The following is a 14,854-nucleotide window of genomic DNA, read 5'->3' on the forward strand; positions in this document are numbered from 1 at the left end:
CTAATTCGTTGATCATGAGGCTTGCTCAGCACACAAGTTTGGCTCGATGCCCGAGTTTAATTGCACGACTTATTTTGCGCCGCCTGTTCAGCCAATTCTGGTGCTACGACACCCATAGAAACTACATATTTGAGCGCCGTATCAACACTCATATCAAGTTCAATCGCATCCTTTTTGGGGATAATCAGAAAATACCCAGATGTTGGGTTGGGAGTAGTTGGTACGTAGACGCTGATGAAGTCGCCGTCGAGATGTTTGGCAACGGCACCACCAGGTTTTCCGGTTAAAAAAGCAATAGTCCAAGAGCCTTCGCGAGGATATTGAATTAACAGGGCTTTGCTAAAAGCATTCCCAGTGGATGAAAATAGGGTGTCAGAAACTTGTTTGACACTGGAGTAGATGGAACTGACAATCGGAATATGCGTTAGCAATTTTTCCCATAAGCCGACGACATATTTACCAATGAAATTTTTCGTCAATAATCCCGTGACAAAAATAATCAATACTGTCAGCACTGCGCCAAGCCCAGGAATCTTAAAACCAATCAGTGCTTCTGGACGCCATTGTGTCGGCAATAATAACAAGGACTGATCCATGGTACTGATGACCGCATGTAGCACCCACGCAGTGATCGCAAGGGGGACAAGTATCAATAAGCCAGTAATAAAGTATTTACGCATAGATCTAAAATGATTTCGCTTCGATTTAATTAGGCTGCTTTGCTGTCGCCGCTAACAACGTCAGTTTTAGTACTGACGCTAGAACTGTTTGTGTTACTTGTACTTGCGACCGGATTCGTTTCCGTACTTGCAGTCGTACCTGCCGTCGCCTCATTAGTGGCGGATGCAGCTTTTTGTTCGTCGCTTTTGGCGGTGACGCCAGCCGCGCCAGCGCTTCCCGAATTTCCACCTCGAAAATCTGTGACGTACCAGCCAGAACCTTTTAATTGAAAGCCAGCAGCAGTGACTTGTTTCTTGAATGCTGGCTGCTGGCATTCTGGGCAAATCGTGAGCGGATCTTCCGACATTTTTTGCAAGACATCTTTAGCAAAGCCGCATTCTTCGCAGCGATAAGCATAGATAGGCATTTTTATCCTTGAGAAAACTTGTAAAACCCTGAATTATAACGGTTTATCCCCGATTTTTACAAAAATCGCTGAGCCAGATAGCCGCAGATCAGCGATTTTGCAGGTGTATTTTCTTATATTGTCTGTTGACGTTTAATTTGTGGCAACAAAGATCCTGCAAACATGCCCGCCAGACTCATTAAGATACCGACGAGTTGTGGAGGCCAAAAGTCTTCTGGTGCATTGACTTCAAATAAGATCCAGGAACTCAAGCCTAAAATAATTGACAATAATGCACCCTGTTGTGTTGCTGGTTTCCAGTACAAGCCAAACGCTAATGGCACGAAGGCAGCAACCAAGGTCACTTTGTAAGCGTTTTCGACCATTTTGTAGATACTCGCTTCCGTGTTCATGGCGAACAAGGTAACTATTGCAGTGAAAATCAACACTACAACCCGCATCATGAATAAGAATTGCTTATCCGATTGATTGGGGAAGAAGGGCTTCAAAATGTTTTCGGAGAAAGTGACAGACGGAGCAAGCAAGGTGGCGCTGGCGCAGCTCTTGATCGCTGACAACAATGCACCAAAGAACATAACTTGTGCAAATAAAGGCATCTTAGTCATGATCAGCGTCGGTAAGATCATTTGCGGATCGGTGCCGATTAATTTGGAAACCATGTCAGGATCAATTAACGTCGCGGAATAGGCCAAGAACATCGGAATGAAGGCGAATAAGAAATACAAACTACCACCTAGTACCGCTGAATTGGCTGCAGCATTTTCAGACTTGGCCGAAGCAACACGTTGAAATACGTCTTGCTGCGGGATCGAACCTAGCATCATGGTGATCCAAGCTGCAAAGAACCATAAAACTTCGCGCGTGGTTGGTGCCGGCCAAAATTCCATTTTGCCAGCATTGACGGCATGGCTGATGACAGCACCCGTACCGCCAACCATATTTGAGACTTCCCAGCCCATATACATCATGCCGATCATAATAATGATCATTTGTAAGAAATCCGTGATCGCAACTGACCACATGCCGCCCATCAAGGTGTAGATTAAGACACTACCCGCACCGATGATCATGCCAGTGTTCATGTCAATAGTGCCACCAGAAACGACACTAAATACCAAACCCAGCGCTTTGATTTGTGCAGCTACCCAACCGAGGTAAGACACCACAATACAAAGTGAGACTAAGACTTCTACCGTCCGTCCGTATTTTGCTTTGTAATAATCACCAATAGTCAATAAATTCATTTTGTACAGCGGTCGGGCGAAAAATAAGCCGACAAAAATCAGACATAGCGATGAGCCAAAAGGATCAGCGACGACGCCTTTCAATCCTTCTTTTACAAATGTTGAGGAAATCCCCAGAACTGTCTCTGAACCAAACCACGTCGCAAATACCGTGGCGGTGACTATATACATAGGCAGCGAGCGGCCTGCGACAGCAAAGTCTTTCGAGTTATTCACAAAGCGTGCGGCGTACAATCCAAGGCCAACAGAGATCACCCAATAAAGTACGACTAGCCAAAACAGAGTATTCATGGAGGTAATGAAGATAGAAAGAACAGGTAGATAAAATAAAAAATGCCCACAAAGAATTTGCGGGCATTATAAGGCAAATATAACTCAACTTAGGCTATGTGCTGCGATATCGGTCTTTCAGTGTTGGTTATCCATCGCCTCAAGTAGTCGGTCCGTCGTTTGAGTATGCGAAAGTTCTTCATGATTGCTTCGGGATAACTCTGATCAATGATGACTAGCGACAATTACTCAGTTAGCGAGGACAATAATTTGTCATAAGATTTGTTGAATTTTTTCTTTCAAGTCTTCCTTGCTAACGGGCTTGGCAATATTTCCTAAGAAATTTTGTCGCGAGAGCTGTGCGACTAGTGATGCTGAGTGTAGAACCCGTGAACCTTGACCTGACATGAGAATAACACCACCGGTGAATTTTCTCTCACCCATGGCACTCATGAATTCAAAGCCATCAATATCGGGCATTTGAATATCACACAACAGTACATCGGGTTTGATCAGTGCGCGATCAAAAGCGGCCAATCCTTTCTGTCCACCATTTGCGGCGGTGATTTTAGTGACACCTAACTCTTTGAGTAAATCTGAGACAAAATCAACCTGAAATTCGTCATCGTCAACGATAAGGATATTCAGATCTTGGTAACTCTTATTCATAGCCATTATCCTTCAAGTTAGCATTTCAAAATGCACATGTTGCTTGGGTTGCAAATACTTTTAATTGTGCCAATTCTATTGGCTGATGCTGTTCCACGGGCGAAATGACAAATGAAGCGTCACCATGAATGAAAATGCATTGTGCCAGATTTCTGCGACTTTTCAGAAGCTACGTTGCAGGTGGAGGCTGTGTCTTGGCAAAATCGAACAGCCTGCAAATAACTTTCATGAAATTCCTTTCGTATTTTTTCTTTCCCAATTTATTTTCCAATCGATAAATTGTTCAGCAGGCATAGGTTGTGCCACGAAATACCCTTGAATTTCATCACATCCTGATTCGGTAATGAGATCCCAGTCTTGTTGTGTTTCGACTCCCTCTGCGACTAAATTCAGATCAAAAATCTTCCCTAGTTGTATGCTGGAATTAAGGATTGCGTTGGATGCTTCATCGTGTGCCGCGCCATTGACAAACGCTCGATCAATTTTCAGCTCAGTAAAGGGTAGCTGCTTGAGGTTTTCCATGGTAGAAAATCCTGTACCAAAATCATCAATGGATAAACCGAAGCCCTTTAATCTTAGTCGCGTCAAAATCTCTAGACTGAAAGTGAGATTTTCCATCAAGCGGGTTTCGGTCAATTCCAGTATGAACTGAGATGGCCTGATGCCTACGGCTTGTAAGATTGATTCAAATTGTTCAGGTAAGTCGAGCTGATTCAAATTATCCATTGACACATTAACGGCTAATTTTAACTGATGTCCTTGGCTGTACCATTTGCGTAATTGGGCAGCACTTTTCTCTAGAATGGTCTTACTCATTTCATCGATCATGCCGTGCTTTTCCATCGTGGAGACAAATGCTTCTGGACCCAGTAAGCCACGACTCGGATGCTTCCAGCGTGCCAGACATTCCGCACCTACGACTCGACCATTTCTGATAGATACTTTTGGTTGATAGAATATTTCCAATGCGTCATCTGTCATTCCGGTTTGTAAGTCTTGCAAGCTCAATGCGGAAATTTTGTGTTTGTCCACTTTTCCAGTTGGGGAAACGGTCTGTCTATTCAGTACAATATAAAGCTCGTCTTCTGACGCCGGTTTTTGCAACGATCCGAGTAGATTCAAGCCGTACGCTTTTACCAAATTTTCCGCCGCTTTCATGACGCTCTTATCGACGTCAGTCAATAATATGATGCCACCTTGATAGGTATTTTCTGCCGTGATGCGCAAAAAGCTGATGCCATCCATACCGGGTAGTGTCAGATCACAAATAAGGATATCTGGTTCATAGGTACGCAATACAGCCAAACCTTGGAGACCTTCCGTGCAGGCTGAGATTTGGGATACGCCAAGCTTGCGTAAAGTGCTGCAGACTACTTCTAAATCTGCTGGGTCGTCTTCCAATACCAAGACATGCAAATTTGATTTAATTCCCAGCCTTTCTTTTTGCTCAGTCGCGAGTGTTGCAGTCCCTTCTGGTTGCCTGCCATCTGTGGTGGGTAGATTTTGGGGCTCGGGTGAGGGATGCAAGTAAGCGTCAACTTCCGTTGCTATCTGTTGAAATATTGTATGCAATTGCTCAATGATAGGATCGGCTTGTTCAAGTGTTCCTTGCTCCTTTAAGCTCTCAAGCTCATGGCAAAGTTCACCAAACTGCATTGCGCCCACAGTTCGGGCGCTCGATTTTAGTCGATGACCAAGGCCGCTCAGCCCAGTCAAGTCTCTAGCATGTCTTGCGTCTCGTATTTCAACCAGTCCTGACTTCGCTGAATCGACAAATTTTTTCGCAAATTTACCGATTTTCTCGGGGGAATTGCCAACGAGATTCGCTAATACATTCAGATCAATTGCGCGATATACCTCGGTCTCCAACGTCTGTTGGGTATTCTCCGCTCTTTGTTCTTCGGGGGCTTCTGAAGCCTCGGCGATGGACTGTCCTAGCCAACGAACGACTGTGGAAAATAGTAGATCTGGTGTGAAAGGTTTGGCGATGAAATCATTCATGCCAGCCGATAGGCATAATATGCGATCCTGGTTCATTGCATTGGCAGTGATAGCAATAATCGGGATATTGGCGAACCGGGGTATCGCACGTATATGGCGGGTGGCTTCCAGTCCGTCCATTACCGGCATTTGAATATCCATCAGGACGCAATCGATTTTCACTTGCGTTGCCGCGAGTATATCTAAAGCCTGTTGACCATGTTCAGCCAAAATAACTTTACAGCCAGCCGCTTCCAATAGCTCGTTACCCACTTGTTGATTGAATTCATTATCATCTACTAACAAAATATAGATTTCCTTTGTCTGTGCCAGTTTGCTTAAGCTGTTGAGCCCTTGCTTATGCTCTTTGATTTTTTCAATTTGCAAAGGCGGCCCTTTGATTTGCTCTAACAGCGCGGTAAACCAAAAGGTGCTGCCGTGACCGAGTTGACTTTGAACGCCCACTTCGCCGCCCATCAAATTGGCGAGTTCTTTACTAATGGTCAGACCTAGTCCTGTACCTCCATATTTACGGGTTGTTGAACTATCGGCCTGTTCAAATGAACTAAATATTTTGTTTTGCTGTTCTTCGCTAAGGCCTATGCCGGAGTCGGCCACTTCAAATTTGATCAACCAGCCACTGGGCGTATCCTTTTGTTTGCTAATACGAATTTCTATTTGACCTTGTTCCGTAAATTTGACGGCGTTGTTGGTGTAGTTGATGAGTATTTGGCTTAATCGATGCGGATCGCCATGCATTTGTCTTGGTACGTCATCACTAATCGCTATGTGCAATCTTAGTTGCCTGCCAGCTGCTTTGGTATTGACTATCACGGTCAATTTTGTCATCAATTCATTGAGACTAAAATCGATGGCATCCAGATGCATCTTGCCTGCTTCAATTTTGGAGAAATCCAGAATGTCGTCAACGATGTGTAATAAGTGCTGGCCAGAAAGGTGAATTTTTTCCAAATAGTCGCGTTGTTTTGGATCAGTCACGCCGCTGAGAGCGAGATAGGTCATACCTAATACGCCATTCATTGGTGTACGAATTTCATGACTCATGTTCGCAATGAAATTGCTCTTCGCCTGATTGGCAGCTTCAGCAAGTTGTTGCGCGATCGCGAGTTCTTTGGTGCGACTGTCGACTAATTCTTCTAGGTGATCCCGATGCCGTTCCAATTCCTCGCTGAGCTTTTTCTTTTCGTTGATGTCTTCTTGGGTGGAAACAAAATGAGAGATGCTACCGTCGGCCTGACGCAGTGGTGAAATCGTTGCATATTCGATAGAAATCGAACCGTCTTTGCGGCGGTTAATTAATTCGCCTTTCCACGTGTTTCCGGCACGTATGGTTTTCCAGAGTTGTGTAAATGTCTCATTGGGCGTTTGTCCTGAATTAAGAATATTCGGATAGTGTCCTATCACATCTTGTTTGCTAAATCCTGATTTATGAACAAAGGTGTCGTTCACATATTCGATTTTTCCGATGACATCGGTGATGATGATCGCTTCAGTACTTTGCTCAACGGCCTGTGAGAGTTGGTTTAGTTGCGCTTCCGCCAACAGACGTTGCGTAATATCTTGAATTTGGGTGACAAAGTTGACTGGATTCCCAGCGGCATCTCTTACCAATGAGGTGTTTACCTGCAGCCAGACCAAGGTTCCATCTCTGTGAAAGTAACGTTTATGAACTTCGTAGCGCTCAATGTCGCCATTGAGTAATTGCAAAATGTGTTGCTTATCCAAATTGACGTCATCTGGGTGGGTGAATTTTCTTGCTTCCTGATTTAATAGTTCGACATCGTCGTACCCAAACATCTTGCATAAAACTCGGTTCACTCGTAAGAACTTTCCTTCAATATCAATTAAAGCCATGCCAATCGGTGAGCTGCCAAAAGCTTGCTCCATCAAGGCATGATTTAGTCGGCGTTCTTCTTCCGCTTGCTTACGTTCAGTAATATCTTGTACGGTGCCAGTTTGGCGAATGATTTTTCCACGTGCATCTTTTTGCTTGCGTCCTGTTTTTGCCCATATTGTGCGCAAACTGCCATCAGGAAGAAATATTCTGTATTCAAAGGGATCGTATTCTTCTCGATCTTCAAAAGCTTCTTTGCAAGTGGCGATCACTGTCGCCTGATCATCGGGATACACGGTGTGTTTGACCATCTCAAATAAGTCACCGTCGAACTCTGCAGGATCGCGTTGCCAAATCCGCTTCATTTCGTCCGACCAGGTGATTTTGTTGGTACTTGCTTCCCAGATCCAGTGGCCGACGTGGGTGGAGTATTCCGCTTCCAATAAGTCGTGTTCACTCTGCCGTAAGGCTTCTAGCGTATTTTTTCTTTCTGTAATATCGCGAGAGATGCCGATGAAATGTGTGAGCTGGCCCAGCTCGTCAACTGCTGGCGTAATCGTCAACTCGTTCCAGAAAATGCTTTGATCTTTCCGGTAATTAAGTATTTCACCGAAGAAGGGCGAGCTGGTATTTAGTGCTTCTTTGATCGCAGCAATCGTCGCAGGATTTGTCAAAGGGCCTTGCAGTATGCGGCAAGTTTTTCCAAAGATGTCTTGTATGCTGTAGCCAGTTTGCCGAGTGAATGCGTCATTAACGGAGACAATTTTGTAGTCAGGTGTGGCGACAATCACGCCTTGAGAAATTGCTTTTAGCGCCAGGTCGCTGATTTGTAACTTAGTTTCAGCTTGGTGCTTATAGAGCGTCATCTGTATGACGGTGCGTAATTCCTGGTCTGAAAATGGCTTAGTAATATAGGTAAATGGGTTGGAATGGTGGGCCTGATCTAATGCCTCTTTATGATTGTTTCCGGTCAAGAAAATCACCGGCAGAGAATATTGCGCTCGTATGGTTTCAGCGGTGGTAATACCATCCATTTCGCCGGATAGCTGAGTATCTATTAAGATCAGATCCGGTCTGAGTTCACCTGTCAATTGAATGGCATGTTCGCCCGAATTAGTTTGGCCAACGGCTTGGTAGCCAAATAACTCCAGTTTTAACTGTACAAAGATCGCTACTAACTCGTCGCTTTCTACGATCAATATTCTTGGTTTATTCAATGAAGACCACATTGAAAACTCCGTAGTAGCATAGTAAAAGGTGGAACGGCCACGCTGCGGTTTGGGAAAATAATCGCCGCACGGTGGAAGTATGAACGATTAGAAAAATGTAATATCCGATTCTTGTGCGACTTTCGCCTGCTTAGATCCATGGTGACGACGTAATTCGTCTTCCATCGTGTAGGTATTTTTGAGTTCTTCCAGCCAATCTTCGGTGCGGGGAAATACGGCTTGCGGCAAATCCTGTGCAAGTTGTTCGAATTTACTCATGTCATTGCGCACAACATCGAGGATTTGGCTGATGCGGTCTTGAAACTGCAATGAGACCAGTAAGTTTTCGATGTCGCTACGGATGATGTTCCCATGATGGCGCATCTCCTCGGCTGACTCGCCCAAAGTTTCCACATGCGATAAGACATCGCGCACAACTTCACCGGAAAGCTCTAGAATTTTCTTATCCTGAATTGCCGAACGATCGGCCGCGGTGAGTGCGACCTTGGTGACATTTGAAATATGGCTAACCCGCTCTGTCATGCGCTTGCCTGTTTCTGCCGAGAGTTGTGACAGCTTTCTGACTTCATCGGCGACAACAGCAAAGCCGCGGCCTTGTATGCCCACTCTGGCGGCTTCAATCGCAGCATTGATGGCCAACAAATTAGTTTGTGCTGCAATTTGCCCGACTTCTTGCGCCATGTTATTCATATCACTAGTGGATTTTGCCAAATCCCGAATACAGATGAGCAATTCATCTTTGCTCTCTATCATATGGGTGAGTGAATTGACTAAAGGGGCGAGCTCTTTTTTGCAGAGTTGCAACAAGGTGATGGTGATATCTTTTTTCTGCGAATTGTGCAGATCAATATTGCTGACACCCTCGAAGCCGGCCTTATCTAGTGTTGTGACCATCGATGAAAAATTTGTGAGTAATTCTTGTACCGAAGTTTCAGATTGATTTTTTACTGTGTCGACGTGCGCTTCCCAAAGTGGCAAGACGTTAGTTAGTAACCCCCGCAACGCATTGACTGTATTGGCGTCATCGTTGAATCGTTCAGTGCCATCATCTGCGGCACTTACAAGGATAAAACTGCGTAGTAAACTAAGCACCATCAAGCTACTTGCAATCGCCACTAGTACAAATAATGAAAAGTTGATCAGGCTGGGCTGACGCCAAGCCAAAGTGAGCGTCGCAGCGATACTAATAAACCCAGCGAAATAAGCAAAGGCTGGTTGACGAAAAAAATCTCTTTGCATAATTACTCATCCCAAGTGCTGCGCCGATTAAATGCATTTTTTAAGTAGTTATTTAACAAATGTTACTCCATTGTTATTCAATTACCGTACTCGAAAAATCCGTCTTGCAATGCGATTTGTAGCTTAATTCTGCTTATTTGGCCATTGATGCGTTCCGCTCTTGAGGACGAGTGGTGAATGTAAAAAATGATATTAAATGATATTAGGTGATACGAAGTGATGAATACTTACCCTTAGCCTGAAAACAGTCTCTTTTAGAGCCTATCGTTCAAGTGTCTTTCTGTAAATCTTAATTACTCTACAAATCATTTTAAACAATAATTGTCGGCTCTCGCATTAAAAAGCTTCATTTGGGAAATATTTTTCCACGGCAACAACAAACTTTTGCGTATTTAACAAATCGTGCCAGCGCTTAAGCGAATATCTTGATTTTGTAATAAGCAAGTTTCCAATAAAAGTCTGAAGGCGCTTTCTAAAGTTTCGAGAGACATGCTAGCACTGCCAGGGTGATGACATGCCTGATCTGGTAAATACGGTATGTGAACAAACCCAGCACGTTTTATGCCAGGGTGCGTGTCGGCATAATGCATCAATCCGTAAAAAATATGATTGCAGACGTAGGTGCCCGCTGTTTGCGAGACACTGGCGGGGATGCCCTGTGTCCTTAACGCCTGCACAATGGCTTTGATCGGCAGGCTGCTGAAGTAGGCGGCAGGGCCATCTTCGACAATTGCCTGATCAATCGGCTGTGCGCCACCATTATCGGGAATCCGTGCATCATCGACGTTGATCGCCACCCGTTCTATGCTCAAGTCTGGACGTCCACCAGCCTGGCCCACGCAAATCACGAACTCGGGCTGATGCAGCTCTAACAGTTGCTGTAATTGGGTGATCGATGTGCCAAATTCGCAGGCGAGTTCTGCCACCTTGACGGTATGTGAGGCCTGAATTTTTTGATCATCAAAGCGGCGCACCACTTCCCAAGAAGGATTGATGGTTTCTTGGTTAAATGGTGCAAAACCAGTGAGTAAAATAGTGGACATGGTGGCTACGCTAAATAAGAAAATACATCAACACGATATTGCACACTAAGACAGCAAGTGCAGTCGGGATTTGATATTTAATGACCAGATATTTGTCTTCTAATTCCAGCAAAGCGGCGGGAATAATATTGAAATTAGCCGCCATCGGCGTCATCAACGTACCGCAATAGCCCGATAGCATACCGATGGCGACCAAAGGGGCTGGATTTGCATGATGTTGCAGGATCAAAAATGGTAGTGCAATGCCAGCAGCCATGACCGGAAACGCGGCAAAGGCATTCCCCATGATCATGGTGAACAGGGCCATCCCGACACAATAAATGACGATCAATGCCAGCTTGCTGTCAGGGTTAACAAATAAGGTGACCAGCGTTTGTATTGACTGACCAGTCTTAGCGGCGACGAAGACACCACCAAGCATGGCTAACATCAAAGGTAAAATCAAAGCCCAACCCATGGCATCCACTAGACGACGTGATTCCTGGATCGCTGTTAGTGGGGTGCCACCAGTAATTTTGCAGGCATAAGTGACACTGAACAGACACGCGATGGTTAAGCATGCCAGTGTCAGATTTTTTTGATCAAGTAAAAAGTAATCGCCAACTTGAATATTTTTACCAGCTAAAGTCAGTAGCACCGTCACTAGCGGAATCGCCACGGCTGGCAAAAATAGACGGTTACCGAATTTTTCTGCGAATGCGATTTTGTTTGTATTGGATTTACTCTGATGTTGGCCGCTTCCTAGTAAATTGCTACCCGCGATCAACGCCAGTATTAAGACGATGACGCCTTGAATTTTGTGTGTAAGTGGCTTGCCCAGACCGGCGATCATCGCATCGCCAAACAAGAAGCCAACGCCGAATAAAAACCAGAATAGACCAGTCGTCCAGCGTTTAGGGTTGCTCAGATCGCGCACGCTCAAGTAAGCAATCGCCATGACAATGATACCAATCAGGTAAAACACGATTTGTATGCTGAGCAAGCTAGCGCCAGAATTGAACGCGTTGTTCATGCTTGCTCCCTTAGTGCAATGTGTTGAGACTGTTGCCACAGCTCGAACTCGCGTGCAATTTGTGCATCTAGCCATGATAGTCGAACTAAGTGTATGACCAAGGCACACAAGGCTGTTGGAATGGCCCACAGACCTATCATTAGCGGTTCTATGTCGGTGATACCATTTTCTTTTAAAAAGCCAGTCATCAAGAGAACCGCGCCAAATGCGATAAAAATATCTTCACCGAAAAATAAAGCGACGTTGTCGCAAGCGGCAGCGTGCGCAGCTATTTTGTCGCGTAGGTTTTCTGGTAACTCCCCATATTTTGCTAAGGCAGTACCTTCTGCCATTGGAAATAATAGGGGACGTACAGTTTGCGCCTGACCACCCAAACTGATCAGGCCGAGAGAACAAGTGAATTGCCGCAACACAAAATACAGCATCAAAATACGGCCAGTAGTAGCACTACGAATGCTACGTACCCAACTTTGTGCACGTTCTTTCAAACCAAATTTTTCTAGTAGGGCAATCACGGGCAAGATTAGCATAATGCTGGCTAGCTGACGGCTATTCATAAATTTTTCGCCAAAGGTTTCCAGTAACAACGCGGGATCCATGCCGACCGCCAATCCTGTTGCCAAGCCTGCCGAAATCACCACCAACAGTGGGTTAAAGCGCAGTGCAAAGCCAGCGACTATGATGGGTATGCCGATTAAGGGCAACCATAAACTACTATCCATGAACTTGATCTCCTTGTTGTTTTTTGTTTTTTGTTTTTGTGGTTCGTTTGCGTCTTTTGTCGGATGCTAGAAACTTGTCATTGATCGGGTGAAGCTATTGTTACGCCAAGCTGCAATAACTGTGTGCGTATTGATTCCAAAAGATGTAAAGCGTGCACGCCATCGCCGTGTACGCACAGCGTCTCGGCATGGATGGCAACCGCTTCGCCACTGATGGATTGCAATTGCTGATGCTGCACCAAATTGAAAGTTTGCTTTATGGCTTCCGCGTCGTCTTCTATGCAAGCATCAGGAAAAGTACGGGCGCGCAGGCTGCCATCGCTGTTATAACGCCGATCTGCAAATGCTTCTTGAATGACTTGCATGCCAGCGGCCCTCGCTTGTGTGACTAAGGCGCTGCCGGCCAGTGCCACCAGACGCATTTGTGGTTGGCAATGTTGAATCACGCGAATGAGTATCGCTCCGAGCTCAGCATCGTTCGCCGCCTGATTATACAAAGCGCCATGCGGTTTTAGATGTTGCACGACGCAGCCTTCTTGCGCGGCTATCTGAATTAATGCATCCACTTGTTCACACAGCTGCTCAAACAAGCGTTCTGGTAGCGAATGCTGTACGCATCTACCAAAATTTTCTCTATCGACAAAGCTTGGATGCGCACCGATGGCTACTTGATTTGTGTGTGCTAAACGAATCGCTGTACGCATACTGTGCGCATTGCCTGTGTGTCCGCCGCAAGCGATATTCGCAGAGCTGACGATCTTGAGTATCGCCTCATCATATTGACCGCCTTCGCCCAGATCTGCATTGAGATCGATGCGTGGGCTTGCAAGTGATGTGGAGGAAGGCTTAAGCATATTCCATACTATCCATGCGACGTAATTCGCGCTGCCATTTTTCTTTTGCGGCAATCGCGGTGTTGTGATCGACCTCAATAAAGCAGAAGTGTTGCCCTATCGGTGTTTGTGCAATTTTCCACAAGTCAGCTTCAATCACCGTAGCGATACGTGGGTAACCGCCGGTGGTCTGGCAATCCGCTAACAATACGATAGGTTGACCATTTGCAGGCACTTGCACCACACCCGGTAGTACCGCATGTGATAATAATTCAGTGGCGTTTTCACGCTCCAATTTGTCGCCTTCTAAGCGAAAAGCCATGCGATTACTCTGCGTGCTGACACGCCAGGCTTGTTGCCAGAATTTTTTACGTGCGCAACTATTAAATTGCGCGAATTCTGGTCCGCGGATAGCACGAATCTCGGGGGACCAAGATCTTTGTAGTACGCCGACTGAACGTTTGAAATGACGCGGTGGCCCGAGCGCCAATACATCGTCTTTGCGCAAAGCACGACCCTGATGCCCGCCAAATCCTGCTTGCAAGTCGGTGGCACGCGCACCGAGTACCAATGCAACGTCGATCCCGCCGTCCACAGCAAGATAGGCGCGCGCTTCTTTCCGCGCTCCTTGCAAATACAAAGTTTGTCCTGCCAGAGCAAGATGACGCCAAGCTTTGGCAACAAGTTTACCATCCAGCTCTGCAGCGAAATTCGCGCCACAAAGTGCGAACCAGGTATCGCGTTGAAACACGATTTGCAGTGGGCCGATCACGATTTCTAGACCAGCACAGTGCTCAGGGTTGCCCAGTAATTTATTGGCGAGAATTAAAGACGTGGCATCGAGAGCACCCGCCTGACTAATTCCTAAATGGCGTAAGCTTGGCCGTCCTAAATCCTGTACGGTCGTCTGCACCCCCGCTTTTTGTATGAGGATGCTGGATTGTTTTGGGGCAAATGGCTGGTCAGAATTGGGGTGGATTGGATTATTCATCAATGCGCTCCACGATAAAGCGCACCAGATCACCGGGCTGTAACAACGTCGGTGGTGCGTGTTGAGGATTGAAGAGCGAGAGTGTCGTACGTCCTATCAGTTGCCAACCACCGGGGCTGGCAGCGGGATAAACCCCAGTCTGATTGCCGCCTATGCCGACTGAGCCAGCAGCTACTTGCAGACGCGGATCACTACGGCGCGGCGTTGCTAAGGATGGCGGTAGACCGCCCAAGTAGGCAAAGCCAGGTTGAAAGCCTAAAAAATACACCAGATAGCTGGCAGAATTATGTAAGGCCACAACTTCGGTCACACTCATCTGAGCATGCTGCGCAACGACGGCCAGATCGGGGCCGTATGCACCACCATAGCTGACGGGAATATGCATTTCGCGGGTTTGAAATATCAAGGGATCTGTGTTGTCCGCCAATGTCTGCAAGGTCTCCAGCATAGCCTGCGGATCATGCTGCTGTGGATCGAATATCGCCGTCAGATTATTCATCCCAGGTACGATGTCGATACAGCACGCCATTCCTCGTAAACGTTGTACGATTCCCCAAATTAGGCGCTGACAATTGACCTCAATCTGATCTGAGCAGAACTGCATGACTGCAGCCCGCTCGCCCAGTAAGTAGAAAGAGAAATTTTCCCGCATAATCGGCTAGCGTCTGTTAGCAGAAATT

12 protein-coding genes are annotated in these 14,854 nt (G+C 46.0%); all 12 read right to left on the reverse strand.

The features are described from left to right. Window positions 1-56: 56 nt before the first annotated feature. The 12 genes from ACO0KW_RS14405 to pxpB all read right to left on the reverse strand — a co-directional run bounded on the left by ACO0KW_RS14405 (window position 57) and on the right by pxpB (window position 14,826). Window positions 57-680 (reverse strand): DUF502 domain-containing protein, encoded by a 624-nt coding sequence (locus ACO0KW_RS14405; protein ID WP_423053943.1) that lies wholly within the window; start codon window positions 678-680, stop codon window positions 57-59. Between the two features lie 29 nt (window positions 681-709). Then, complete coding sequence (locus ACO0KW_RS14410) at window positions 710-1,087, reverse strand: FmdB family zinc ribbon protein (RefSeq protein WP_423053944.1); 378 nt, start codon at window positions 1,085-1,087, stop codon at window positions 710-712. A 113-nt stretch (window positions 1,088-1,200) separates the two neighbouring features. Beyond that, window positions 1,201-2,622 (reverse strand): sodium:solute symporter family protein, encoded by a 1,422-nt coding sequence (locus ACO0KW_RS14415; RefSeq protein WP_423053945.1) that lies wholly within the window; start codon window positions 2,620-2,622, stop codon window positions 1,201-1,203. A 252-nt stretch (window positions 2,623-2,874) separates the two neighbouring features. Beyond that, a complete protein-coding gene (locus ACO0KW_RS14420; RefSeq protein WP_423053946.1) occupies window positions 2,875-3,270 on the reverse strand; it encodes a response regulator in 396 nt (131 codons plus the stop codon). A gap of 225 nt (window positions 3,271-3,495) precedes the next feature. Continuing rightward, window positions 3,496-8,334 (reverse strand): EAL domain-containing protein, encoded by a 4,839-nt coding sequence (locus tag ACO0KW_RS14425; protein WP_423053948.1) that lies wholly within the window; start codon window positions 8,332-8,334, stop codon window positions 3,496-3,498. Window positions 8,335-8,421: 87 nt separating this feature from the next. Then, on the reverse strand, window positions 8,422-9,573 hold the full coding sequence (locus ACO0KW_RS14430; RefSeq protein WP_423053949.1) for a methyl-accepting chemotaxis protein: 1,152 nt from the start codon (window positions 9,571-9,573) through the stop codon (window positions 8,422-8,424). Between the two features lie 392 nt (window positions 9,574-9,965). After that, window positions 9,966-10,616 (reverse strand): pyroglutamyl-peptidase I, encoded by a 651-nt coding sequence (pcp, locus tag ACO0KW_RS14435; protein ID WP_423053950.1) that lies wholly within the window; start codon window positions 10,614-10,616, stop codon window positions 9,966-9,968. 10 nt (window positions 10,617-10,626) lie between these two features. Continuing rightward, window positions 10,627-11,628 (reverse strand): DUF979 domain-containing protein, encoded by a 1,002-nt coding sequence (locus ACO0KW_RS14440; protein ID WP_423053952.1) that lies wholly within the window; start codon window positions 11,626-11,628, stop codon window positions 10,627-10,629. Next, the gene (locus tag ACO0KW_RS14445) at window positions 11,625-12,350 is read right to left on the reverse strand and encodes a DUF969 domain-containing protein (protein WP_423053953.1); all 726 of its coding nucleotides are present in this window, start codon (window positions 12,348-12,350) and stop codon (window positions 11,625-11,627) included. The genes ACO0KW_RS14440 and ACO0KW_RS14445 overlap by 4 nt, the downstream gene beginning before the upstream one ends. Window positions 12,351-12,427: 77 nt before the next feature. After that, window positions 12,428-13,204, reverse strand: a complete 777-nt coding sequence (pxpA, locus tag ACO0KW_RS14450; protein ID WP_423053955.1) for a 5-oxoprolinase subunit PxpA — start codon at window positions 13,202-13,204, stop codon at window positions 12,428-12,430. After that, complete coding sequence (locus ACO0KW_RS14455) at window positions 13,197-14,174, reverse strand: biotin-dependent carboxyltransferase family protein (protein ID WP_423053956.1); 978 nt, start codon at window positions 14,172-14,174, stop codon at window positions 13,197-13,199. Before ACO0KW_RS14455 ends, pxpA begins: the two co-directional genes overlap by 8 nt. Beyond that, window positions 14,167-14,826 carry a 5-oxoprolinase subunit PxpB gene (gene pxpB / locus ACO0KW_RS14460; RefSeq protein ID WP_423053957.1) on the reverse strand — a complete coding sequence of 220 codons (660 nt, stop codon included), beginning with the start codon at window positions 14,824-14,826 and terminating at the stop codon, window positions 14,167-14,169. The genes ACO0KW_RS14455 and pxpB overlap by 8 nt, the downstream gene beginning before the upstream one ends. Window positions 14,827-14,854 lie beyond the last annotated feature (28 nt).

Source organism: Undibacterium sp. Ji22W, assembly GCF_049340305.1.
In the GTDB taxonomy this organism is placed as follows: domain Bacteria; phylum Pseudomonadota; class Gammaproteobacteria; order Burkholderiales; family Burkholderiaceae_D; genus Undibacterium.